At 57.8% G+C, this 23,106-nt stretch carries 22 protein-coding genes; 4 read left to right on the top strand and 18 right to left on the bottom strand.

Features of this window, described 5'->3' with window-relative positions; all coding sequences use genetic code 11:
- Nucleotides 1-237 (bottom strand): hypothetical protein (locus PMI32_RS30750; protein WP_032829035.1); only part of this gene is annotated, 237 nt, incomplete at its 3' end.
- Between PMI32_RS30750 and PMI32_RS06985 the strand changes: the two genes are divergently transcribed.
- Nucleotides 236-652: an OsmC family protein gene (locus tag PMI32_RS06985; RefSeq protein ID WP_008032689.1), complete on the top strand. Its 417-nt coding sequence runs from the start codon at nucleotides 236-238 to the stop codon at nucleotides 650-652. The genes PMI32_RS30750 and PMI32_RS06985 overlap by 2 nt on opposite strands.
- A gap of 61 nt (nucleotides 653-713) precedes the next feature.
- Complete coding sequence (locus PMI32_RS06990) at nucleotides 714-1,580, top strand: pirin family protein (RefSeq protein WP_008032688.1); 867 nt, start codon at nucleotides 714-716, stop codon at nucleotides 1,578-1,580.
- Nucleotides 1,581-1,761: 181 nt separating this feature from the next.
- On the opposite strand, the gene htpG is transcribed toward PMI32_RS06990, so the two are convergent.
- The 3 genes from htpG to PMI32_RS07005 all read right to left on the bottom strand — a co-directional run bounded on the left by htpG (nucleotide 1,762) and on the right by PMI32_RS07005 (nucleotide 4,673).
- Nucleotides 1,762-3,666 (bottom strand): molecular chaperone HtpG, encoded by a 1,905-nt coding sequence (gene htpG / locus PMI32_RS06995; protein WP_008032687.1) that lies wholly within the window; start codon nucleotides 3,664-3,666, stop codon nucleotides 1,762-1,764.
- Nucleotides 3,667-3,747: 81 nt separating this feature from the next.
- On the bottom strand, nucleotides 3,748-4,200 hold the full coding sequence (locus tag PMI32_RS07000) for a PaaI family thioesterase (protein ID WP_008032685.1): 453 nt from the start codon (nucleotides 4,198-4,200) through the stop codon (nucleotides 3,748-3,750).
- The gene (locus PMI32_RS07005) at nucleotides 4,197-4,673 is read right to left on the bottom strand and encodes a PaaI family thioesterase (protein ID WP_008032683.1); all 477 of its coding nucleotides are present in this window, start codon (nucleotides 4,671-4,673) and stop codon (nucleotides 4,197-4,199) included. The genes PMI32_RS07000 and PMI32_RS07005 overlap by 4 nt, the downstream gene beginning before the upstream one ends.
- A gap of 158 nt (nucleotides 4,674-4,831) precedes the next feature.
- Between PMI32_RS07005 and PMI32_RS07010 the strand changes: the two genes are divergently transcribed.
- Entirely contained in the window at nucleotides 4,832-5,065 is a 234-nt protein-coding gene (locus PMI32_RS07010; protein ID WP_008032682.1) for a hypothetical protein, read from the top strand.
- Between the two features lie 76 nt (nucleotides 5,066-5,141).
- Here the strand turns inward: PMI32_RS07010 and PMI32_RS07015 are convergent, their stop codons facing one another.
- The 14 genes from PMI32_RS07015 to sdhC all read right to left on the bottom strand — a co-directional run bounded on the left by PMI32_RS07015 (nucleotide 5,142) and on the right by sdhC (nucleotide 21,242).
- Entirely contained in the window at nucleotides 5,142-5,801 is a 660-nt protein-coding gene (locus tag PMI32_RS07015; protein ID WP_008032680.1) for a hypothetical protein, read from the bottom strand.
- A 5-nt stretch (nucleotides 5,802-5,806) separates the two neighbouring features.
- Entirely contained in the window at nucleotides 5,807-6,595 is a 789-nt protein-coding gene (locus PMI32_RS07020) for a hypothetical protein (protein ID WP_008032678.1), read from the bottom strand.
- A 159-nt stretch (nucleotides 6,596-6,754) separates the two neighbouring features.
- Nucleotides 6,755-7,156 carry an MAPEG family protein gene (locus tag PMI32_RS07025; protein WP_008032677.1) on the bottom strand — a complete coding sequence of 134 codons (402 nt, stop codon included), beginning with the start codon at nucleotides 7,154-7,156 and terminating at the stop codon, nucleotides 6,755-6,757.
- Nucleotides 7,156-7,893: a DUF599 domain-containing protein gene (locus tag PMI32_RS07030; RefSeq protein WP_008032675.1), complete on the bottom strand. Its 738-nt coding sequence runs from the start codon at nucleotides 7,891-7,893 to the stop codon at nucleotides 7,156-7,158. The genes PMI32_RS07025 and PMI32_RS07030 overlap by 1 nt, the downstream gene beginning before the upstream one ends.
- Nucleotides 7,894-8,158: 265 nt before the next feature.
- Complete coding sequence (brnQ, locus tag PMI32_RS07035) at nucleotides 8,159-9,472, bottom strand: branched-chain amino acid transport system II carrier protein (RefSeq protein WP_008032674.1); 1,314 nt, start codon at nucleotides 9,470-9,472, stop codon at nucleotides 8,159-8,161.
- 395 nt (nucleotides 9,473-9,867) lie between these two features.
- Nucleotides 9,868-10,749 carry a succinate--CoA ligase subunit alpha gene (sucD, locus tag PMI32_RS07040; RefSeq protein WP_008032672.1) on the bottom strand — a complete coding sequence of 294 codons (882 nt, stop codon included), beginning with the start codon at nucleotides 10,747-10,749 and terminating at the stop codon, nucleotides 9,868-9,870.
- Nucleotides 10,749-11,915 (bottom strand): ADP-forming succinate--CoA ligase subunit beta, encoded by a 1,167-nt coding sequence (gene sucC / locus PMI32_RS07045; protein ID WP_007898980.1) that lies wholly within the window; start codon nucleotides 11,913-11,915, stop codon nucleotides 10,749-10,751. The genes sucD and sucC overlap by 1 nt, the downstream gene beginning before the upstream one ends.
- Before the next feature lie 196 nt (nucleotides 11,916-12,111).
- Nucleotides 12,112-13,548: a dihydrolipoyl dehydrogenase gene (gene lpdA / locus PMI32_RS07050; RefSeq protein ID WP_008032670.1), complete on the bottom strand. Its 1,437-nt coding sequence runs from the start codon at nucleotides 13,546-13,548 to the stop codon at nucleotides 12,112-12,114.
- 108 nt (nucleotides 13,549-13,656) lie between these two features.
- A complete protein-coding gene (odhB, locus tag PMI32_RS07055; protein ID WP_008032669.1) occupies nucleotides 13,657-14,877 on the bottom strand; it encodes a 2-oxoglutarate dehydrogenase complex dihydrolipoyllysine-residue succinyltransferase in 1,221 nt (406 codons plus the stop codon).
- Nucleotides 14,878-14,919: 42 nt separating this feature from the next.
- Nucleotides 14,920-17,751: a 2-oxoglutarate dehydrogenase E1 component gene (locus tag PMI32_RS07060; RefSeq protein ID WP_008032666.1), complete on the bottom strand. Its 2,832-nt coding sequence runs from the start codon at nucleotides 17,749-17,751 to the stop codon at nucleotides 14,920-14,922.
- Between the two features lie 259 nt (nucleotides 17,752-18,010).
- On the bottom strand, nucleotides 18,011-18,715 hold the full coding sequence (locus tag PMI32_RS07065; RefSeq protein ID WP_008032664.1) for a succinate dehydrogenase iron-sulfur subunit: 705 nt from the start codon (nucleotides 18,713-18,715) through the stop codon (nucleotides 18,011-18,013).
- 11 nt (nucleotides 18,716-18,726) lie between these two features.
- Nucleotides 18,727-20,502 carry a succinate dehydrogenase flavoprotein subunit gene (gene sdhA / locus PMI32_RS07070; RefSeq protein WP_008032662.1) on the bottom strand — a complete coding sequence of 592 codons (1,776 nt, stop codon included), beginning with the start codon at nucleotides 20,500-20,502 and terminating at the stop codon, nucleotides 18,727-18,729.
- Between the two features lie 3 nt (nucleotides 20,503-20,505).
- Nucleotides 20,506-20,874, bottom strand: a complete 369-nt coding sequence (sdhD, locus tag PMI32_RS07075; protein WP_008032661.1) for a succinate dehydrogenase, hydrophobic membrane anchor protein — start codon at nucleotides 20,872-20,874, stop codon at nucleotides 20,506-20,508.
- A complete protein-coding gene (sdhC, locus tag PMI32_RS0129110; RefSeq protein ID WP_017127965.1) occupies nucleotides 20,868-21,242 on the bottom strand; it encodes a succinate dehydrogenase, cytochrome b556 subunit in 375 nt (124 codons plus the stop codon). Before sdhC ends, sdhD begins: the two co-directional genes overlap by 7 nt.
- 364 nt (nucleotides 21,243-21,606) lie before the next feature.
- Between sdhC and gltA the strand changes: the two genes are divergently transcribed.
- Nucleotides 21,607-22,896 carry a citrate synthase gene (gltA, locus tag PMI32_RS07080; protein ID WP_008032658.1) on the top strand — a complete coding sequence of 430 codons (1,290 nt, stop codon included), beginning with the start codon at nucleotides 21,607-21,609 and terminating at the stop codon, nucleotides 22,894-22,896.
- The last annotated feature ends 210 nt before the right edge of the window (nucleotides 22,897-23,106 follow it).

The following is a 23,106-nucleotide window of genomic DNA, read 5'->3' as shown; positions in this document are numbered from 1 at the left end:
CTTGGTTACTTGGGGCTCTTCCAAGTGACTCGCCGTAAGGGCGAAACCAATAGCGGCCATCACCGCAGAAACGGATATGTACACCCTCAAAAAAACCATCGCACGACACAACCTTCGCACCGAAGCAAGAACCAGGACTACGAAGGCAAGAAAGTGGAACGCGCCAAAGAAGGAATGCTCTATACCTTCAAGGTCTTTTTTGATCGAATGACTTTTCCTACTGCCGAGGTTCCCCATGACCGTCACCGTCAATACCGTTTCCGCCGAAGGTTTTCGCCACAGCGTACAAATCGATGACCACGAACTCTTCGCCGATGTCCCGACATCGTCCGGGGGCGAAGGCTCGGCGCCTGAGCCACACGACTACTTCGATGCAGCGCTGGGCGCATGCAAGGCCCTGACCCTGAAGCTCTACGCGAAGAAGAAAGGCATCCCGCTGACCGGTGTTGGCGTAGAGGTCAAGCGCGACAACAGCCAGGAGCAAAAAGGCAAATACGCCCTGCACGTCAAACTGACCCTCAAGGGCGTGCTCACCGACGCCCAGCGCGACGAACTGCATCACGTGGCCGACCGCTGCCCAGTGCACAAGCTGATGACCACCAGCGAAGTCAACATCGAAACCCACCTCTCCGAAGGCGCGTTCAGCCAATAGCGGCAAGGCTCGGGCAAGCGGGTTATGCTCCACGCGTCACTCGCTCAGCCTGGAATGCACCATGAACACTCCGCTCGTGATTCGCCCCCGCGCCGAAGATGTCGAAGGCCAACCGATTTTTCGCCCGTTGCCGTCAGCCAAATGCCGCAGCGTCGGGCCTTTTGTGTTTTTCGACCACATGCTGGAAACCCGCTATCCAGCGGGCAAAGGCATGAACATCCGTCAGCACCCGCACATCGGCCTGTCGACCCTTACCTACTTGTTCGAAGGGAAAATCCAGCACAAGGACAGCCTCGGTTCCGATCAGGTGGTGGAGGCCGGCGACGTCAGCTGGATGACCGCTGGCAGCGCCATTGCCCATGTCGAGCGCACGCCCGAAGCCCTGAAGGCCAGCGGTTTCACGATGCACGGTTTGCAGATCTGGCTGGCGTCGCCCAAGGATCATGAGCAAGGCCCGGGACACTACAGCCATCACCCGGCAGCCACGTTGCCGGTCAGCGATAACCTTGGCGTAAAGATCCGGATGATCGCCGGGTCAGGCTTTTGCCTGGAATCGCCAGTGCCGGTGCTTTCTCCTACGCTGTACGCGGAACTGAACCTGCAAACAGCAACCACGCTGCTGATTCCCACCGAGCATGAAGAACGGGCGCTGTACGTGTTGAGCGGTGAGGCGCAGCTCGATGGCGAGCCGATAGAGCCGTACTCGCTGGTGGTGCTGCCTGCCGGGCAAGAAATGACGCTGTTCGCCGAGAGCGACTGTCATGCGGTGTTGTTCGGCGGCGCGCCGCTGGATGGACCGCGACGGATCAACTGGAATTTTGTGGCGAGCGATCCGGCGGCTATCGACGAAGCGCGCCGGCGCTGGGCGGCCGGGGATTGGCCGACGGTGCCGGGGGAAAGCGAGCGAATCGAACTGCCCCTGAAATAGCCCCTCACTGTTCACATAACCCCCTGTAGGAGCCGGCTTGCCGGCGATGGCGATCATGAGGACGCCATCGCCGGCAAGCCGGCTCCTACAGGTTGGGTGATCAGCCCTGGCTCATGACTCACTCCCAGTAAAAGACCCCAGAATGAAAAAACCCGCCGAAGCGGGTTTTTTTACAACGTCGTTAAACCGACAGTTCAACCAGCAGCTTGTTGAGACGGCGCACATACGCGGCCGGGTCCTTCAAGCTGTCGCCGGCCGCCAGGGCCGCCTGATCGAAGAGAATGTGCGACAGGTCACCGAAGCGCTCGTCGCTCTGCTCGTTGTCGAGCTTCTCGATCAGCGGGTGCGCCGGGTTGAATTCGAAGATCGGCTTCGAATCCGGAACCTTCTGCCCGCTGGCTTCCAGGATCTGACGCATCTGCATGCCCAGGTCCTGCTCGCCGATGGCGAGAATCGCCGGGGAGTCGGTCAGACGATGGGAAACCCGCACTTCAGCCACGGATTCGCCCAGCGCAGTTTTCAGACGCTCGACCAGACCTTCTTTGGACTTGGCGACTTCTTCCGCGGCTTTCTTGTCTTCTTCCGAATCCAGGTTGCCCAGGTCGAGGTCACCGCGCGCCACGTCGACAAAGCTCTTGCCGTCGAAGTCGTTGAGGTAGCTCATCAGCCACTCGTCGATGCGGTCGGTCAGCAGCAGCACTTCGATGCCTTTCTTGCGGAAGACTTCCAGGTGCGGGCTGTTTTTGACTTGCGCGTAGGTTTCGCCGGTCAGGTAGTAAATCTTGTCCTGACCTTCCTTGGCGCGAGCCAGGTATTCGGCCAGACCCACAACCTGCTCGCCTTCTTCGCCCTGAGTGGACGCAAAACGCAGCAGGCCGGCGATTTTCTCTTTGTTGGCGAAGTCTTCTGCCGGGCCTTCTTTCATGACCTGACCGAAGTTCTTCCAGAAGCCTTTGTATTGCTCTGGCTCGTTCTTCGCCAGTTTTTCCAGCATGTCCAGCACGCGCTTGGTCAGCGCCGACTTCATGGAGTCGATGATCGGGTCTTTCTGCAGGATTTCCCGCGACACGTTCAGCGACAGGTCATTGGAATCGACCACACCCTTGATGAAGCGCAGGTACAGCGGCAGGAACGACTCGGCCTGGTCCATGACGAACACACGCTGCACGTACAGCTTCAGGCCTTTCGGCGCTTCACGCTGGTACAGGTCGAACGGAGCGCGGGTCGGTACGTAGAGCAGCGAGCTGTATTCGAGCTTGCCTTCGACCTTGTTGTGGCTCCAGCTCAGCGGGTTCTCGAAATCGTGAGCGATGTGTTTGTAGAACTCCTGATACTCCTCGTCCTTGATCTCGGTACGAGGACGGGTCCACAGGGCGCTGGCGCGGTTGACGGTTTCCCATTCAACAGCCGGCTTCTCTTCGCCTTCAGCCGCTGCCACTTCTTTCGGCAACTCGATCGGCAAAGCGATGTGATCGGAGTACTTCTTGATGATGTTGCGCAGACGCCAGCCATCGGCGAACTCGTCTTCACCGGACTTCAGGTGCAGGACGATGCGAGTACCACGATCGGCTTTCTCGACGGTGGCAACTTCGAAATCACCTTCGCCCTGCGACGACCAATGCACGCCTTCGCTGGCGGCAGCACCGGCACGACGGCTGAACACGTCGACTTTGTCGGCGACGATGAAGGCAGAGTAGAAACCCACGCCGAACTGACCGATCAGGTGCGAATCCTTTTTCTGATCGCCCGTCAGGTGTTTCATGAAATCGGCGGTGCCGGATTTGGCGATGGTGCCCAGGTGGGTGATCGCATCTTCACGGCTCATGCCGATGCCGTTGTCTTCGAGGGTGACGGTTTTAGCGTCCTTGTCGAAGCTCACACGGATTTTCAATTCGGCGCCACCTTCCAGCAACTCAGGCTTGGACAGGGCTTCGAAACGTAATTTGTCGACAGCGTCAGAGGCGTTCGAGATCAATTCGCGAAGGAAGATTTCCTTGTTGGAATACAACGAATGGATCATGAGGTGCAGCAGCTGCTTCACCTCGGTCTGGAAGCCCAGGGTTTCCTTTTGAGTTTCCACACTCATGGTCATCAAACTCCAATCAGATGGCAGTGGCCGCGACCTAGAGGGTCGGCGGCGGGTTGTCATCAAAGTTGGGGGCTCGGATCAGGATTTCAAGGGCTCATCGATTTTGAAGTGGGCGCGGGCCGTGGCGATGGGTTCGGATTCGGTGCTTTGCCAGGCGGTCACTGCCACGTTTGCGACACGCCGCCCCTGACGGCACACCTGGCAGCGCGCCCACGTATCGCGAAACTGCCCGGCGCGCAGGTAGTCGAGGGAAAAATCGATGATCTTCGGCACACCCGGCGAGCCGGTGAAAATCAGCAGGTGCAAGGCCGCGGACAGCTCCATGAACCCGGCAATGACGCCGCCGTGAATCGCCGGCAGTAAAGGGTTACCAATGTTGTCCTTGTTCGCCGGCAGACGAAACAGCAGGTCATCCCCCACCCGCGAACACTCAATACCGATCAGTTTGGCGTAGGGAATCAGATGCAGCAGCGAGGCATAGTCGCCCTGCTCATGGGCCTGTTGCAGTTGTTCCTTGAAATTATCGGTCATTTCGCACCTCCGGCGATGGCGCCACCAAACCCTTTGGTGCCTTTGACGCCCTTGCCCATGCGCATGAACGTGCCGACGACATGGGCGATGGGCTGCTCGGGATCGTCCTGATAAGCAAAGCCACGGGCGAAGATCACGTCGGTGGTGACCCGGTAGCACTGGGCAAAACCATAGACGTCCTTATGCGGTTCGGCGGCATGCATGTAGTCGATGCGCAGGTCGAGGGTCGGGCAGACTTCAAATTCGGGCAGCACGCAGAGTGTGGCCATGCCGCACGCGGTGTCCATCAGGGAGGTCAATGCCCCGCCATGGATCACACCGGTTTGCGGATTGCCGACAATTTGCGGGCTGTACGGCAGGATGACCGTCAGTCCATCGCTGCTGGCGCTATGAACGCGCAAACCAAGTACCTGGCAATGCCTGAGCGCCGAAAGGAATCGCGTCGCGCGCTCAAAAACGGGGTTTTCGGCCATGTGGTAAACACTCTTCTTAGTACTCGGAGATTGTATTAGGTGTATTCGTAAAAGTTCCCGCAAGAATAATCTTATATATCTGAACGAATTGAGGAACTTAACCCTGATATCCACGCTCGAAAGGCCAGATAGATATTTTCCATAAGGAGAAACACCCCATGCGTAAGACTTTAGCTATTGCCTTGATGTTGACCGCTTCCCTCGGTCTCGCTGCCTGCGATAAAAAATCCGAGGACAAAGCTCAAGAAGCCGAGAAACATGCTGAGCAAGCTCAGCAAGACATGAGCAAAGCTCAGGATAAAGTGAACGACGCTGCGAAAGAAAACGCCGAAGCTGCCAAAGCTCAGGCTGAATCGGATGCCGCTGCAGCAAAAGAAGCACCTAAAAACTAAAACAGTTTTTAGCGTGATAAAGAAAACCCGCCAAGTGCGGGTTTTCTTTTGTCTGTCATTTGCCATTAGAGCAACTTTATCCGCCGCTAGTTGGCGGCGGCTGAAAGGCACAATCACCGGAATAGCCCGGCCGACCATCACACACTTTCAAACAGCCCGTCTCGTTTTTAAACCGTGCACTGACGGATAGCGCATAACCGTATTCCGGCGTTATCACGCTCAATGTCGATGCGCAGGACGTCTGCGTATTGAAGCGAAAGGTGATGATTTCATGCCTTTCACGACGCTGAAACAACAACGCGAAGGTGTTGCCGCTATTCCACATGGATTTGCGCGGCACCACGAAACGATAGTGCTGTTCGTCTAGTCGCTGACCAAACACCTTGAACTCGCTACGCCCGGTCTCGATCTTGGGCACCGGATAGGGAATCGGTAGCACGTAGGGCAGCCCGGTCAGGCCCGTGCTGGCATCCAGGCCTTTCTGGAAATAAGGCACCTCGATATGAGGGAAACCGCTGTAAGTGATGCGGTCATCGGCATAAAACTGCCGTTGGGATGGCTTGTAATCCGGGGGAACCGCAAATTCGACGTCAAACGTCAGCAACGCCTGGCTTGCGTCCAGATTTTCGGACAAGAACTCCCTGTTGCTCGCGCCATTGTCACTGACGCAGCCCCCAAGCGACACCGCGATACTGATCAACAGCAAGACGCCACAACCCACTGGTAAATTTTTCATCAGGCTTAGCGCTCGGAAAGAGGCAATGCGGGACCCAGGCCACGACCGACCAGCTCCCACGTGCCGTTTTTGGCCTTCCAGTGGAAGCGCTTGGCGAACCAGGCAATAGTCATTTCCCTATCCAGACGGTGGTTGTCCATGCTTGGCACGCCATCCTTGTGTGCTTGAACCGCCTGGACGTATGCGGCCTTGGAAATATCGGCCAATTCACCGACGTTGGCATCGGCCGGTAGCTGATAGGCAGCGTCGAGGCCGTCCTCACGTCCGGCCACCAATATTTGTCTGAATGTCAGGTACGCCGCCAGCCGATTATCCGGGGATACTGACATCAGTGCTCCCCAAGGTCCGTATTCCTTGGCCTTGAACCTGGTGTCGAACCACAGCACCTCGCCAGTGTGGATATCCAGCGCACGGCCGGACTCGGCGAACAGCAAAACCTCCTCACGCCCTGGTTGCGGTACGCCCCAGTCAGGAAACCTCTTATCTTTGAGCGGGCTTAATATACGCGCCAAGGGCGCACCATTTTGCACACCAATGAGCAGCGTACCGACACCGTCGTAGCCCGAAGTGACTACCAAGAGCATCGGTTGACCTTCGCTCAACGCCTTGATCGGCCGCACACCGTTGACTTCCCGGGCGCCGAGGGGCCAGTAGCCCTGCGAACGAAACACGATGGAATACTGCGTCCCGGGGCCATAAAAACTATCTTTATTGGGACCAATCAGGAAATCGCCGAAGCGCTTGGCCTCGGGCACGACGGATGGCGAGGCCTGCGCTAACGCACTCCCTGCCATTAGAGCCCATATCCACCAGCCGAGTCGGCGGTGTGGAGGCTGACACGTTTGAAATCCGTTCAAGAACTGCCTTCCATGAGAAACCGAAGCCGGATGTTACATCGTCATCCAGCTGATGCCCATTGATCTAAATACCCCGCAAAGTGATCGGCTCCTTCGTTATAACAACAGTGTTCTGAACGTCGGGCTGATCATCAGCAACAGCGAGCACACCAAACCGACAAACCAGACCAAACTGCGCTGCCAGGCAAGATCCCCCCAATAGCACAACAAATAGATAATGCGCGCGATTACGAAAATGATCGCCAGCGAGTCGATGAGCCACCCCGCCGTTTGCGTGGTGTGCGCCATCAACACCCCCACGGCAAACAATATAAACGCCTCAAAACAGTTCTGATGAGCTGCCACAGCGCGGGCGCCAAACCCCGTGAGTTGTGCCTGTTGCTGGCGCGGCAGATGATTGTCGTAACCACCCTGCTCTTTCATGGCCCTGGCCACCGGCATGCGGGCCACATAGATCAGCAAGGCACTGATAAACACACACCAGAACGGAATACTCATCAAGCGGCCTCTCGGTTCGCCTCAGGCAATGGCGCCTCTGTAGGGGTATAGACCATCACGTCGAGAACGTCGGAATGAAACTCCCGGCGATACAGCACCAGCACCACGCCAGCGCTCATCAACATGAACAACCAGGGGCTGACGAACCACGCCAGCATGGTCATGCCGAAGTAATAGGAACGCAGGCCGAAGTTGAACTGGTTGGCGGCCATGGAGATGACACGCGCCGCCCGTGCGGCAAAGGCTTTACGCTCCAGCTCGGAAACATGCCGCTCGCCGACCATGGGGGCCGACCCCACCAGAATCGCAGCGAAGTTGTACTGACGCATGCACCAGCTGAACGTGAAGAACGCATACACAAACACCAGCGCCAGGCACAGCAACTTGATCTCCGACATGCCCTGGGAGGCCTGTTGCACCATCGGGATGTCCGCCAGCAACGACACCGCCCGTTCCGACGCACCGAGCACGGTGAGAATACCGGCCAGGATAATCAGCGTGCTGGAGGCGAAGAACGAAGCGTTGCGCTCCAGATTACCGATCACACTGGCATCGGCGATGCGGTTGTCCCGCATCAGCATGCGGCGCATCCAGTCTTCGCGGTACAGGTGCAACACACTGGCCAGGCACGCGGTGTCGCGGCCCTTCCACGTCGCATAACGGGTGTAGCCGCCCCAGCAGATGACAAACCAGATGGCGGCAAGAATGTGGATCAGGTTGGCGTGGATGAACGACATGCAGGTCCTTGTGATGTGTTAAGGAGTAACGAAATCCAATGTGGGAGCGGGCTTGCTCGCGAAGACGGAGGGTCAGTCGATATCAATGTTGAATGATAAGCCGTCTTCGCGAGCAAGCCCGCTCCCACATTGGATTTTGCAATGCTTCGACGTTAGCTTAAGGAAAAAGACACTGCCCCACGCGCATAAAAAATGCCCCGTATCGATTGATACGGGGCATTTCCATGTTCGCTCAAGACCCGCTTATGGCGGGCCGTGATACGCCTTAAGCCAGCGCTTCTTCGCGCTTGCCCAGCATGCGGTCGCAAACCACCGCAACCACGAGGGTCATGACCGACGGCACCAGCCACGCCAGGCCCTGCTCACTCAGCGGCAAATGCGCCAATTGCGTCGGCATCCAGTCCGCCAGACCTGCGCCCTTGAGCGCGTCGATCAGGCCGAAGATGAACGACACCAGCATCACCGGACCGACGATGCGGCCCTGCTCATGCCAGAAGTCCTTGCAGAAGCTCAGGGCAACCAGCGCGATGCACGGCGGGTAGATCGCGGTGAGGACCGGGATCGAGAACGCGATCAGCTTGGTGAGGCCCAGGTTGGACACCAGCAGGGAGAACGCGGCGAGGATGATGACCAAGGTCTTGTAGGACAGTGGCAGCACACGGCTGAAGTATTCGGCACAGGCGCACGTCAGACCAACCGCCGTAACCAGGCAGGCCAACGAAATCAGCACGGCGAGGAAACCACTGCCCAAGGAGCCAAAGGTGTGTTGAACGTAGGCGTGCAATACCGCCGCGCCGTTGGTCGCACCGGCGGCCACCTCATGGCTGCCCGAACCGAGGCGAAACAGGCTGACGTACACCAGCGCCAGACCGACGCCGGCAATCAGCCCGGCAATGATCGCGTAACGGGTGATCAGCGCCGGAGAATCCACGCCACGGGAGCGGATGGCGTTGACGATAACGATGCCGAATACCAGCGCGCCCAGGGTATCCATGGTCAGGTAACCATTGATGAAGCCCTGGGAAAACGGTGCCGCGACATACTCGGGCGTCGCCACGCCGATATCACCGGCCGGCAACGCGAACGCGGCGATGCCGAGGGCGGCCAGGGCGATAATCTTCAGCGGTGCGAGGAAACGTCCTACGGTGTCCAGCAAACGACCCGGGTAGAGCGAGATGAAGAACACCAGCAGGAAGTACACCGAGCTATAGAGGAACAGCGCCAGCGGGCTTTCGCCGGTCAGCGGCGCCAGGCCCACTTCGAACGATACGGTCGCAGTGCGCGGCGTCGCGAACAGCGGGCCAACGGCGAGGTAGCACGCAGCGGCCAGCAAGCCACCGGCGATTTTGCCGATCGGGCTGCTCAAGGCATCCATCGCGCCACCGACCTTGGCCAGGGCAACAACGGTGATCACCGGCAGACCGACCGCGGTGATCAGAAAGCCCAGCGCCGCCATCCAGACATGAGGTCCGGACTGCAAACCGACGATAGGCGGGAAGATGATGTTGCCAGCCCCGACGAACAGGGCAAACGTCATAAAACCAAGTGCCAGGATGTCCTGGCCTTTCAACACTTTCATTAAGGAAATACCACACTACTGAATCGGAATTTAGAGAGGGATTTCCCTTATGGGTGAGGGAAATGCTGTCGACCCGTATAGGACCGACCCTTTAGCGCGAAGCTTCCTTGTGGGATGCGGACGCAAAAATGGCGGCTAGCCTAACGAATTTGAGCGACAAACGCACTGTTAGAGGGCGAACTATCCGATCTGCGACATTTTCGTGTCGCGTTTTCATACGTAATGTTCACGGTCTGTGTAGGAGCCGGCTTGCTGGCGATTGGCGGTGTGTCTGATACACCGCGTCGTGGGAATCGCCAGCAAGCCGGCTCCTACAGATGTTTGATTCATCCGGAAACGACAAAGGCCACCCGAAGGTGGCCTTTGTTTGGTGAAGCGTCAGCTAAGCGCGAGGCTTACTTGACAGCCCAACCAGTCAGCTCGGCCAGGGCCTTGCCGATGTCTGCCAGCGAACGCACGGTTTTAACGCCTGCGTCTTGCAGTGCAGCGAATTTCTCGTCTGCAGTGCCTTTGCCGCCAGAGATGATTGCGCCAGCATGGCCCATGCGCTTGCCCGGAGGAGCAGTCACACCAGCGATGTAGGAAACAACCGGCTTGGTCACGTGTGCCTTGATGTAGGCAGCCGCTTCTTCTTCAGCCGAACCGCCGATCTCACCGATCATCACGATCGCTTCGGTCTTCGGGTCTTCCTGGAACAGCTTCAGGATGTCGATGAAGTTCGAACCCGGGATCGGGTCACCGCCGATGCCGACGCAAGTCGACTGACCGAAACCGGCGTCAGTAGTTTGCTTCACAGCTTCGTAGGTCAGGGTGCCGGAACGGGAAACGATACCGACCTTGCCTGGCAAGTGAATGTGACCTGGCATGATGCCGATCTTGCATTCGCCTGGAGTGATCACGCCCGGGCAGTTAGGGCCGATCAGGGTGATACCCAGCTCGTCGCACTTAACTTTAGCGTCCAGCATGTCCAGGGTAGGAATGCCTTCGGTGATGCAAACGATCAGCTTGATGCCGCCGAATGCTGCTTCCAGGATCGAGTCCTTGCAGAAAGGAGCTGGAACGTAGATCACGCTGGCGGTGGCGCCAGTGGCAGCTACAGCGTCTTTCACGGTGTTGAACACTGGCAGACCCAGGTGCTCGGTGCCGCCTTTACCAGGAGTTACACCACCAACCATCTTGGTGCCGTACTCGATGGCTTGCTGGGTGTGGAAACTACCTTGCGAACCGGTAATACCCTGGCAGATAACTTTGGTGTCTTTATTGATCAGGACGCTCATTATTTGCCCTCCGCAGCTTTAACGACTTGTTGAGCAGCGTCGGTCAGGCTGGTAGCAGCGATGATGTTCAAACCGCTTTCTGCCAGTACTTTAGCGCCCAGCTCAGCGTTGTTGCCTTCAAGGCGAACAACAACCGGGATTTTCACGCCGACTTCTTTCACAGCGCCGATGATGCCTTCGGCAATCATGTCGCAACGAACGATGCCGCCGAAGATGTTGACCAGTACTGCAGCGACGTTAGTGTCGGACAGGATGATCTTGAACGCTTCGGTAACGCGTTCTTTGGTAGCACCGCCGCCCACGTCGAGGAAGTTGGCTGGTTTGCCGCCATGCAGGTTGACGATGTCCATGGTACCCATGGCCAGGCCAGCACCGTTGACCATGCAACCGATGTTGCCTTCCAGCGCTACGTAGTTCAGTTCGAACTTGGCAGCGTGCGCTTCGCGCGGATCGTCTTGCGAAGGATCGTGGAAAGTCTTCAGCTTAGGCTGACGGTACATGGCGTTGGCGTCGATGTTGATCTTGGCGTCGAGGCAATGCAGATCGCCGTCAGCCTTGATCACCAGCGGGTTCACTTCCAGCAGAGCCAGGTCGTGATCCTTGAACAGCTTGGCCAGACCTACGAAGATCTTGGCGAACTGAGCAACCTGCTTGCCTTCCAGACCCAGCTGGAATGCCAGCTCGCGACCCTGGAATGGCTGAGCGCCAACCAGTGGATCGATAGTGGCTTTCAGAATTTTTTCTGGAGTGTCGTGAGCGATTTTCTCGATGTCCACGCCACCTTCGGTGGAAGCCATGAACACGATGCGACGGCTCGAACGGTCAACGACAGCGCCCAGGTACAGCTCTTTAGCGATATCAGTGCACGATTCAACCAGGATCTTGGTGACTGGCTGACCATTGGCGTCAGTCTGGTAAGTCACCAGACGCTTGCCCAGCCACTGCTGTGCGAAGGCTTTGGCGTCTTCTTTGCTGCGAACCAGCTTAACGCCGCCCGCTTTACCGCGACCACCAGCGTGGACCTGGGCTTTGACAACCCACTCGGTGCCGCCGATTTTGTCGCAAGCTTCTGCTGCTGCTTCCGGGGTGTCTACCGCATAACCGGTGGAAACTGGCAGGCCGTATTCAGCGAACAGCTGCTTACCCTGATACTCGTGAAGATTCATGCTTATTACCGTCTTCGTTAGGTACTGCGCATTCGGTGCTGCACTTGTTCAAGTGCCGCACCACCTGTGACTGCTGCTTGCGTAGCCTTTCCGGATACCCGGTGCAGCCACGCAAGACTGCGTCCAGCGGATATTCCGCGGTGAGTCTTGCATGCAAGGCTCACGACGGGCCATACCGCCGTGGTTTCTTATTGTCTTAACGCTTCTTGCGGTTGGCGATGTGGATGGCGCCGCCATTCACAGCCAGAGCTGCTTCGTGCAAGGCTTCAGACAGGGTCGGATGGGAGAAAACCATCATGCCCAAGTCTTCAGCGCTGGTGCCGAATTCCATGCCGATCGCGCCCTGCTGAACCAGTTCTGCAGCGCTCGGGCCAATCACGTGGACGCCCAATACGCGGTCAGTCTTGGCATCGGCAATGACTTTCACGAAACCGCCGGTGTCGTTGGCTGCCATGGCACGGCCACTGGCTGCGAACGGGAAGGTGCCAACGTTAACTTCAACGCCTTCAGCCTTCAAGGTCTGCTCGGTTTTGCCGACCCATGCGATTTCCGGGTGAGTATAAATAACCGAAGGGATCAGGTCATAGTTGATTTGCGCTTTGTGGCCCTTGATGCGCTCAACAACCATGATGCCTTCTTCGGACGCCTTGTGCGCCAGCATCATGCCGCGAACCACGTCACCGATCGCGTAAACGCCCGGTACGCTGGTGGCGCACTGGTCGTCAACGAATACGAAACCGCGCTCGTCGATGGTCACACCGCTGTCGGCAGCCAACAGTTCGGTGGTCACTGGACGGCGACCAACGGCAACGATCAGCTTGTCAAAGGTGATGCTCTGTTCGCCGTTGGCGTCGGTGTAGTTCACAACGACTTCGTCGCCGTTCACTTTGGAACCGGTGACGCGAGCGCCCAGCTTGATGTCCAGACCTTGTTTGGTCAGGGTTTTGTAGGCTTCTTTGGAAACGGCGTCGTCAGCAGCCGGCAGGAACTTCTCCAGCGCTTCCAGAACAACCACTTCAGCGCCCAGGCGCGACCATACCGAACCCAGTTCCAGACCGATTACGCCAGCGCCGATAACGCCCAGACGCTTAGGTACGGATTGGAATTCCAGTGCGCCGGTCGAATCGACGATCACTTTCTGGTCAACCGGAGCCGGTGGAATGTCGATCGGACGCGAACCCGAAGCCAGAATCACGTTCTCGGCTTCGATGATTTCAACGCTGCCGTCTGGCTTGGTCAGTTCGACTTTCTTGCCGGCCAGCAGTTTGCCGTGGCCTTGCAGGGAAGTGACGCCGTTCGCCTTGAACAGGGTAGCAACGCCAGAGGTCAGGCCTTTGACGATGTTGGCTTTACGGCCAACCATTGCCGACACGTCCATGGTCACGCCAGCGTGATTGATACCGTGGATCGCGAAGCCTTCTTTGGCTTCCTTGTATTTCCAGGAGCTGTCCAGCAGCGCCTTGGATGGAATGCAACCGACGTTCAGGCAAGTACCGCCGAGGGCCAGTTTGCCTTCCTTGTCGGTGTATTTCTCGATGCAGGCAGTGGTGAGGCCCAGTTGCGCTGCTTTAATGGCAGCCACGTAACCGCCAGGGCCCGCGCCAATCACTACCACGTCGAATTTCTGAGTCATGTGTCATTCCTTCTCGAATCAAACCGGACGGCCCCTTATGGGGACCGTCGTGGGACGAAGCTGGTCATTACAGACGGGCCGCCATCCTGCACGGCCCATGCAACGAAATCAGATATCCAGCAGCAAACGAGCCGGGTCTTCCAGCAGGTTCTTGATGGTAACCAGGAAGGTCACAGCTTCTTTGCCATCGATCAGACGGTGATCGTAGGACAGAGCCAGGTACATCATCGGACGGATTACGACCTGACCGTTGATCGCCATAGGACGCTGCAGAATGTTGTGCATGCCCAGGATGGCCGCTTGCGGCGGGTTGACGATCGGAGTCGACATCATCGAACCGAAAGTACCACCGTTGGTGATGGTGAACGTACCGCCGGTCATTTCGTCCATCGACAGTTTGCCGTCGCGAGCCTTCTTGCCAAAGGTGGCGATGCCGCCTTCGATTTCAGCCAGGCTCATCAGTTCGGCGTTACGCAAAACCGGTACAACCAGGCCGCGGTCGCTGGAAACAGCAACGCCGACGTCAGCGTAGCCGTGGTAAACGATGTCGCCACCGTCGATCGATGCGTTGACAGCCGGGAAGCGTTTCAGCGCTTCGGTGGCAGCCTTGACGAAGAACGACATGAAGCCCAGGCGTACGCCGTTGTGGGACTTCTCGAACAGGTCCTTGTACTTCGAACGCAGGGCCATGACTTCGGTCATGTCGACTTCGTTGAAGGTGGTCAGCATCGCCATGTTCGACTGAGCTTCTACCAGGCGCTTGGCCACGGTAGCGCGAACGCGGGTCATCGGTACGCGCTTCTCGATGCGGTCGCCAGCGGCGAACACAGGAGCAGCGCCAGCAGGAGCGGCAGCCTTGGCAGGCGCGGCAGCCGGAGCGGCTTTCTTGGCAGCAACGGCTGCAACCACGTCTTCCTTGGTCACACGACCGCCTTTGCCGGTGCCGGCAACGGAAGCGATGTTGATGCCGTTTTCTTCAGCCAGCTTGCGAGCAGCCGGTGCAGCAACAGGATCGTCTTCGCCTTCGGCGGCTGGAGCAGCAGCCTGTGCAGCGGCCGGAGCAGCGGCAGCGGCTGGAGCGGCAGCAGCGCCGCCCGCTTCGATGGAGCCCAGGACTTCGTCGGACAGAACGGTGTCGCCTTCGTTCTTGACGATAGCGCCCAGCACGCCGTCAGCAGTGGCCAACACTTCCAGCACAACCTTGTCGGTTTCGATATCGACGATCAGGTCGTCACGCTTTACAGCGTCGCCTGGTTGTTTGTGCCAGGTGGCAACGGTGCCATCGGCAACCGATTCCGGGAAAGTGGGGGCTTTGATTTCGATAGCCATTATCTGTGAGTCCTTAAATTCGGTTTCAGGTGCGCGAAGGCGTTAAACAGTAAAGGCGTCTTGCAGCAGTTTTTCCTGCTGCTCAGCGTGCATCGATGCGTAACCGCATGCAGGTGCAGCAGAAGCCTCACGGCCCGCGTACTCAAGTACGAGAGACTTGTTGAGATTGCTGATGCTACGACGCATGTGGTGTTGGCTGCAGTACCACGCACCCTGGTTCATCGGCTCTTCCTGGCACCACACGGCATTTTTGACGTTGGTGTAAGGAGCCAGGACTTCTTTCAAGTCGTCCTCAGGGAATGGGTACAGTTGCTCGATACGCACGATGGCGATGTCATCACGACCTTCGGCACGGCGTTTTTCCAGCAGGTCGTAATAGACCTTGCCGCTACACAGAACAACGCGCTCGACCTTTTTCGGGTCCAGTGCATCGATTTCCGGGATAACGGTCTGGAACGAACCTTCGGCCAGATCTTCCAGAGTCGAGATGGCCAGCTTGTGACGCAGCAGCGACTTCGGAGTCAGAACGATCAATGGCTTGCGCAGCGGGCGAATCACCTGACGACGCAGCAAGTGGTAGATCTGAGCCGGCGTAGTCGGTACGGCTACCTGAATGTTGTGCTCGGCGCACAGTTGCAGGTAACGCTCCAGACGAGCCGACGAGTGCTCCGGCCCCTGACCTTCATAACCGTGCGGCAGCAGCATGGTCAGACCGCAGAGACGGCCCCACTTGTGCTCGCCACTGGTGATGAACTGGTCGATAACCACCTGGGCACCGTTGGCGAAGTCGCCGAACTGGGCTTCCCAGATCACCAGCGCTTCAGGCGTGGTGGTCGAATAGCCGTACTCGAACGCCAGAACCGCCTCTTCGGACAGGAACGAATCGTACAGGTCGAAACGTGGCTGGCCGTTGTACAGGTTCTGCAACGGGATGTAGGTACCCGCGTCTTTCTGGTTGTGCAAGACAGCGTGACGGTGCGAGAACGTACCGCGACCGATGTCCTGACCCGTCATGCGAATCGGGTGACCTTCGAACGCCAGGGTCGCGTACGCCATGGTTTCGGCGTAACCCCAGTTGATCGGCAGGCCGCCGGCTTGCATTTTCTGACGGTCTTCGTAGATTTTCGAAACCTGGCGCTGAACCACGAAGCCTTCTGGAATTTCCAGCAGCTTGGCGGACAGTTCCTGCAAGGTCTTCAGATCGAAACGCGTGTCGTGACGCGCAGTCCAGGCGTGGCCCAGGTACGGACGCCAGTCCACGAACAACTCTTTGTTCGGCTCTTTGACCAGGCTTTTTACAACATGCAGACCGTTGTCCAGCGCGTTGCGGTATTCGTCGACTTTCGACTGAACACGCTCAACGTCCAGCACACCGCTCTGAGTCAGGCGATCGGCATACAGTTCACGGGTGGTGCGCTGTTTGGTGATCTGCTGGTACATCAGAGGCTGGGTGCCGCTAGGCTCGTCGGCCTCGTTGTGGCCGCGACGACGGTAGCAGACCAGGTCGATCACCACGTCACGCTTGAACTGCATGCGATAGTCGATGGCCAGCTGGGTCACGAACAACACGGCTTCCGGATCATCACCATTCACATGGAGGATCGGCGCCTGGATCATCTTCGCAACGTCGGTCGCGTACTCGGTGGAACGCGAGTCCAGCGGGTTGCTGATGGTGAAACCGACCTGGTTGTTGATCACGATGTGCACGGTGCCGCCGGTCTTGAAACCGCGGGTCTGCGACATCTGGAAGGTTTCCATCACCACGCCCTGACCGGCGAATGCCGCGTCACCGTGGATGGAGATCGGCAGAACCTTCTCACCGGTAGGGTCGTTACGACGATCCTGACGGGCGCGAACCGAACCTTCGACCACTGGAGATACGATTTCCAGGTGGGACGGGTTGAACGCCATGGCCAGGTGAACTTCACCGCCGGCGGTCATCACGTTGGACGAGAAGCCCTGGTGGTATTTAACGTCACCGGAACCCAGCTCGACCTTCTTCTTGCCTTCGAACTCGTCGAACAGCTCACGCGGGTTCTTGCCGAAGGTGTTGACCAGCACGTTCAGACGACCACGGTGGGCCATGCCGATCACGATTTCCTTGGTGCCGTAGGAACCGGAACGCTGGATCAGTTCGTCGAGCATCGGAATCAGGCTTTCGCCGCCTTCCAGACCGAAACGCTTGGTGCCCGGGTATTTGGTGCCCAGGTATTTTTCCAGGCCTTCACCGGCAGTGACGCGCTCGAGCAGGTGGCTCTTGATGTCGGCGGAGTACGTCGGACGACCACGCACGCTTTCCAGACGCTGCTGGAACCACTGGCGCTGCTCGGAATCGGTGATATGCGTGAATTCAGCGCCGATGGTGCGGCAATATGTCTGCTGCAACGCTTCGTGAATTTCGCGTAGGCTCGCCTCCTCTTTGCCGATGAACAGGTCGCCGGCACGGAAGGTCGTATCAAGATCGGCATTGGTCAAGCCGTAATGATTGATTGACAGGTCTGCAGGTGCAGGACGCTGCCACAGTCCCAGCGGGTCAAGCTGAGCTGCCTGGTGGCCACGCATACGGTAGGCCTGGATCAATCGCAGCACTTCAACTTGCTTCTTCTCGTGCTCACTGCTCACGCTGCCGGCGGAAACCGGTTGGGCGCGGCGCTGGTTCTTTGCCAGCAAGACGAAATGATCGCGAATTGTGGAGTGCGAAACATCGGTGGCAGAGTTGCCTTCGGTCGGCAACTTCTGAAAGTAGGTGCGCCACTCTTCTGGCACAGCGTTAGGGTCGTGCAGGTAGAGCTCATAAAGCTCTTCCACATAGGCAGCGTTACCTCCGGAAAGGTAGGCGCTGTTCCACATGCGCTGCATCACGCTTTCTTGCATGCTTGGTCACCCTCGGTTAGGGGAACACCATCGGCGTCGACACCGAGCAAACTTGCAGAAGTCCGAATGCAGCGACCAAAACAAGCCACTTAGGATCACGCTGATAGTCCGGGTACCAGCCCGGATGCCCCTGCTTGTCTCATTTCTTCAAAATAAGAGCGGCAGCTTTGTGAGCTGCTGCTCAGGTTAAAACTACGGCGCCGGTTGAAGCCTGCGCCGTAGCATCTACGGGTACAGCGGTCCTACGGGTACTGCTGAATCACACGCCGCTTTGCAGCAACATGTGACGTACGTGACCGATGGCCTTAGTCGGGTTCAGGCCTTTCGGACAAACGTTTACACAGTTCATGATCCCGCGGCAGCGGAATACGCTGAACGGGTCATCCAGCGCAGCCAGACGCTCGGATGTCTTGGTGTCGCGGCTGTCTGCCAGGAAGCGATACGCTTGCAGCAGGGCAGCTGGACCCAGGAACTTGTCCGGGTTCCACCAGAAGGACGGGCAAGAGGTCGAGCAGCAAGCGCACAGGATGCACTCGTACAGACCGTCGAGCTTTTCACGCTCTTCAGGGGACTGCAGACGCTCGATGGCCGGAGCCGGCGTGTCGTTCTGCAGGTATGGCTTAACCTTTTCGTATTGCTTGTAGAAGATGCTCATATCGACGACCAGGTCACGGATAACCGGCAAACCTGGCAGCGGACGAACGATCAGCTTGTTACCTTTCACGACAGAAGACAGCGGCGTGACGCATGCCAGAGCGTTTTTGCCGTTGATGTTCATGCCGTCGGAACCGCAAACGCCTTCACGGCAAGAGCGACGATAGGAGAAACCTTCGTCCTGCTCTTTGATCAGGGCCAGCACGTCCAGGACCATCAGGTCTTTACCACCGGTATCGACCTGGAATTCCTGCATGAACGGCGCGGCGTCCTGATCAGGGTTGTAGCGATAAACACTGACTTGCAACATGGCGGCCACCCTTAATAAGTCCGAATCTTAGGTTCAAAAGTCGGAACAGTCTTCGGCGAGAAGTTCACAGCACGCTTGGTCACGCGCTTGTCACCCGGGAAGTACAGGGTGTGGCACAGCCAGTTTTCGTCGTCGCGATCTTCGTAGTCTTCACGGGCGTGAGCGCCGCGGGACTCTTTGCGGATCTCTGCAGCGATGGCGGTGGCTTCGGCCACTTCCAGCAGGTTCTGCAGTTCCAGGGCTTCGATTCGAGCAGTGTTGAACGCCTGGCTCTTGTCGTTGATCTTGACGTTGGCGATTCGGCCACGCAGATCAGCCAGCTGGGCGATACCCTTCTGCATGTATTCGCCGGTACGGAATACACCGAAGTAGTTCTGCATGCAGCTTTGCAGCTCTTTACGCAGGGTAGCGACGTCTTCGCCTTCGGTACGCGAGTTCAGGCCATCGAGACGTGCCAAGGCAGCGTCGATGTCGGACTGGCGTGGACGGGCGTAATCAACGCCTTCTTTCAGGGTCTGCTCCAGGAACAGACCGGCCGCACGGCCGAATACCACCAGGTCGAGCAGCGAGTTGCCGCCCAGACGGTTGGCACCGTGAACCGATACGCACGCCACTTCGCCTACTGCGAACAGACCAGGAATGATCTGGTCAACGCCGTCAGCGTCCTGAGTGATTGCCTGGCCATGAATGTTGGTGGCAACGCCGCCCATCATATAGTGGCAGGTTGGAACGACCGGAATCGGCGCCACGGCTGGATCGACGTGAGCGAAGGTCTTGGACAGTTCCATGATGCCTGGCAGACGGCTGTGCAGAACTTCTTCACCGAGGTGATCGAGTTTCAGCATTACGTGGTCGCCATCCGGACCGCAACCGTTGCCGGCGATGATTTCTTTAACCATCGAACGAGCAACAACGTCACGACCAGCAAGGTCTTTGGCGTTCGGAGCATAACGCTCCATGAAACGCTCGCCGTGCTTGTTGATCAGGTAACCGCCTTCACCGCGGCAACCTTCTGTAACCAGTACACCGGCGCCGGCGATGCCGGTCGGGTGGAACTGCCACATTTCAATGTCTTGTACCGGCACGCCAGCACGCAGAGCCATGCCGACGCCGTCACCGGTGTTGATCAGGGCATTGGTGGTGGACGAGTAGATACGGCCTGCACCGCCAGTCGCCAATACGGTCGCGTTAGCGCGAACGTAGGAGGTTTCACCGGTTTCGATGCAGATGACGATCATGCCGACAAAGGCACCGTCTTCGTTCTTGACCAGGTCGACGCCGTAGTATTCGTTGAGGAATACGGTGCCGGCCTTCAGGTTGGCCTGGTACAGGGTGTGCAGCAGTGCGTGACCGGTACGGTCGGCAGCGGCGCACGTACGTGCAGCCTGGCCACCTTTACCGAAGTCTTTCGACTGACCGCCGAACGGACGCTGGTAGATGCGGCCTTGTTCGGTGCGGGAGAACGGCAAGCCCATGTGCTCGAGCTCGAAGACCGCTTCCGGGCCTACGGAACACATGTATTCGATAGCGTCCTGGTCACCGATGTAGTCGGAACCCTTGACGGTATCGTACATGTGCCAGCGCCAGTCATCGTTCGGATCAGCAGACGCGATGGCGCAGGTGATGCCACCCTGGGCGGATACGGTGTGCGAACGAGTCGGGAAAACCTTGGTGACAACGGCAGTCTTGTGACCGCCCTGTGCCAGCTGCAGAGCAGCGCGCATGCCAGCACCGCCGCCGCCAATGATGATGGCGTCGAACGAAAGCGTATTAACTGTAGTAGACATGAATCAGATACCCCAAAGAATCTGCACACCCCAGACGAAGTAAGCGAACATCGCAACGCCGCATACTGCCTGGAAGAGGAAACGTACAGTGGTCGCGGACTTGCCGAACGCCATTGGCGTCAGGTAGTCGGTCGCGATGGTCCACATGCCGACCCAGGCGTGAGCGCCGAGGGCAACGAGGGCCAGGAGACTGAAGATACGCATCCAGTTATTGGCGAACAGTTCATGCCATTGGGCGTAGCCGATGCCTGGATTGGCAACGACGTATCCGATCAGGAAGATGAAGTAAGCCGCGAGAACGACCGCAGACACACGTTGCGCCATCCAGTCATAGAGGCCCGAACGCGACAGGTTCGTGACGTTAGTTACCATATCCAAACTCCTGCCAGAACGATTACCACCACGGAAACGGCGATAACGATTTTCGAGCCCAGCTTGCCGCCTTCCAGCGTCTCACCGATGCCCATGTCCATAATCAAATGGCGCACACCGGCTACCAAGTGATACAGCAGAGCGGACAGGATGCCCCAAATCACTAGCTTGGCTAGCGGACTGGTCAGACACGCTTTCACCTGACCGAAGCCTTCCTCGGAGCTCAGCGACTTGTCCAATGCGTAAAGCATGATGGCCAGGCTGACAAAGAGGATGACACCGGAGATACGGTGAAGAATGGACGTGTAAGCAGTGACTGGGAGTTTGATGGTCCTTAGGTCTAGGTTTACAGGTCGTTGGCTTTTCACGGCTTTTTTTTCACACTGAAGAGCCCCTAACAATCAGGGCAAAGTTGTTGGGGAGTGCACTGGTCAGGTAACCACCACCCAGGGATGCGACCCCCAATGAAAGCAAGCCCAAAAGCCCTTGGCGGTCGGTGGCCGAGTATAGACAGTTAGGCTACTAATGACAACGCGTTCACCTTCCCCTAATAGCGCATTGCACAAGTTGAATAAAAGGCGTAAATGGCAGTCAATTTCGAGGAAAAAGTCCGGTTAAAGCCTTCTGGAGCAAGACTTTAGGCAAATTGACATTCGAATTTATCTCACTATAGTGGTGCGGGCCCTGCGTGGGGGGTCTGTCTGATGATTTCAAGCATAAATAGGAGGCCACATGGCTGACAAAAAAGCGCAGTTGATCATCGAGGGCGCAGCCCCCGTCGAGCTGCCCATTTTAACCGGCACCGTTGGTCCCGATGTTATCGATGTTCGGGGCCTGACGGCCACGGGCCGTTTCACCTTTGACCCTGGTTTCATGTCGACTGCTTCCTGCGAGTCGAAGATCACCTATATCGACGGCGACAACGGCATTCTGCTGCACCGCGGCTACCCGATCGAACAGCTGGCTGAAAAGTCGGACTACCTGGAAACCTGCTATCTGCTGCTCAACGGCGAACTGCCGACCGCAGAACAGAAGGCCCAGTTCGTCAGCACCGTGAAGAACCACACCATGGTTCACGAGCAGTTGAAGACCTTCTTCAACGGCTTCCGTCGCGACGCCCACCCGATGGCCGTCATGTGCGGCGTAGTCGGCGCCCTCTCGGCCTTCTACCACGACTCCCTGGACATCAATAACCCGCAGCATCGCGAAATCTCCGCGATCCGCCTGGTTGCCAAGATGCCGACCCTGGCAGCGATGGTTTACAAGTACTCCATGGGCCAACCCATGATGTACCCGCGCAACGACCTGACGTACGCGGAAAACTTCCTGCACATGATGTTCAACACCCCGTGCGAGATCAAACCGATCAGCCCGGTACTCGCCAAGGCCATGGACCGGATTTTCATCCTCCATGCCGACCACGAGCAGAACGCATCGACCTCCACCGTACGCCTGGCCGGCTCTTCGGGTGCCAACCCGTTCGCCTGTATCGCCGCCGGCATCGCTGCACTGTGGGGCCCTGCCCACGGCGGCGCGAACGAGGCTGTCCTGACCATGCTTGACGAGATTGGCGATGTGTCGAACATCGACAAGTTCATCGCCAAGGCCAAGGACAAGAACGATCCGTTCAAGTTGATGGGCTTCGGTCACCGGGTTTACAAAAACCGCGACCCACGCGCCACCGTGATGAAGAAGACTTGCGACGAAGTGCTGAAGGAACTGGGCATCCAGAACGATCCGCAACTCGAACTGGCCATGCGCCTGGAAGAGATCGCCCTGACCGACCCGTACTTCATCGAGCGCTCGCTGTACCCGAACGTCGACTTCTACTCGGGGATCATCCTCAAGGCGATCGGCATTCCAACCAGCATGTTCACCGTGATCTTCGCTCTGGCGCGGACTGTCGGCTGGATCTCCCACTGGAAAGAAATGCTCTCCAGCCCGTACAAGATTGGCCGTCCACGCCAGTTGTACACCGGCTACGAGTCGCGTGACATCACCAAGCTGGAAGACCGCAAGTAAGATCTTTCTTGCGATAGCGTGTTGAGTTGTACCGGGAACGGCCTCTATTTATATAGAGGCCGTTTTTGTTTGTGCGCTTTGGGTTGTGTGCGTATCCGTTTCTGCGGTGACGGCCACTAATGGTTTCGCCCTTACGGCGAGTCACTTGCAAAAGCGGCAAGTAACCAAGCGCTTTTGCCCCTGTCGTTCGGTGCCTCGCTAATGCTCGGC

The sequence above is a fragment of the Pseudomonas sp. GM60 genome, assembly GCF_000282415.1.
GTDB classification, from domain to species: Bacteria; Pseudomonadota; Gammaproteobacteria; order Pseudomonadales; family Pseudomonadaceae; genus Aquipseudomonas; species Aquipseudomonas migulae.
Note: the sequence above shows the minus strand (reverse complement) of the source record. Positions and strands in the feature narration are given on the sequence as shown.

Bases quoted from the DNA above. Each gene is read 5' to 3' on its own strand.
- lpdA (WP_008032670.1), bottom strand. From the start codon at position 13,548: ATGACTCAGAAATTCGACGTGGTAGTGATTGGCGCGGGCCCTGGCGGT.
- PMI32_RS07015 (WP_008032680.1), bottom strand. From the start codon at position 5,801: ATGAAAAATTTACCAGTGGGTTGTGGCGTCTTGCTGTTGATCAGTATC.
- sdhA (WP_008032662.1), bottom strand. From the start codon at position 20,502: ATGTCTACTACAGTTAATACGCTTTCGTTCGACGCCATCATCATTGGC.
- PMI32_RS07020 (WP_008032678.1), bottom strand. From the start codon at position 6,595: ATGGCAGGGAGTGCGTTAGCGCAGGCCTCGCCATCCGTCGTGCCCGAG.
- PMI32_RS06985 (WP_008032689.1), top strand. From the start codon at position 236: ATGACCGTCACCGTCAATACCGTTTCCGCCGAAGGTTTTCGCCACAGC.
- PMI32_RS07025 (WP_008032677.1), bottom strand. From the start codon at position 7,156: ATGAGTATTCCGTTCTGGTGTGTGTTTATCAGTGCCTTGCTGATCTAT.
- PMI32_RS07065 (WP_008032664.1), bottom strand. From the start codon at position 18,715: ATGTTGCAAGTCAGTGTTTATCGCTACAACCCTGATCAGGACGCCGCG.
- sucC (WP_007898980.1), bottom strand. From the start codon at position 11,915: ATGAATCTTCACGAGTATCAGGGTAAGCAGCTGTTCGCTGAATACGGC.
- PMI32_RS07030 (WP_008032675.1), bottom strand. From the start codon at position 7,893: ATGTCGTTCATCCACGCCAACCTGATCCACATTCTTGCCGCCATCTGG.
- PMI32_RS07005 (WP_008032683.1), bottom strand. From the start codon at position 4,673: ATGGCCGAAAACCCCGTTTTTGAGCGCGCGACGCGATTCCTTTCGGCG.
- PMI32_RS07010 (WP_008032682.1), top strand. From the start codon at position 4,832: ATGCGTAAGACTTTAGCTATTGCCTTGATGTTGACCGCTTCCCTCGGT.
- sdhD (WP_008032661.1), bottom strand. From the start codon at position 20,874: ATGGTAACTAACGTCACGAACCTGTCGCGTTCGGGCCTCTATGACTGG.
- odhB (WP_008032669.1), bottom strand. From the start codon at position 14,877: ATGGCTATCGAAATCAAAGCCCCCACTTTCCCGGAATCGGTTGCCGAT.
- brnQ (WP_008032674.1), bottom strand. From the start codon at position 9,472: ATGAAAGTGTTGAAAGGCCAGGACATCCTGGCACTTGGTTTTATGACG.
- PMI32_RS06990 (WP_008032688.1), top strand. From the start codon at position 714: ATGAACACTCCGCTCGTGATTCGCCCCCGCGCCGAAGATGTCGAAGGC.
- sucD (WP_008032672.1), bottom strand. From the start codon at position 10,749: ATGAGCGTCCTGATCAATAAAGACACCAAAGTTATCTGCCAGGGTATT.
- htpG (WP_008032687.1), bottom strand. From the start codon at position 3,666: ATGAGTGTGGAAACTCAAAAGGAAACCCTGGGCTTCCAGACCGAGGTG.
- PMI32_RS07000 (WP_008032685.1), bottom strand. From the start codon at position 4,200: ATGACCGATAATTTCAAGGAACAACTGCAACAGGCCCATGAGCAGGGC.
- PMI32_RS07060 (WP_008032666.1), bottom strand. From the start codon at position 17,751: ATGCAAGAAAGCGTGATGCAGCGCATGTGGAACAGCGCCTACCTTTCC.
- gltA (WP_008032658.1), top strand. From the start codon at position 21,607: ATGGCTGACAAAAAAGCGCAGTTGATCATCGAGGGCGCAGCCCCCGTC.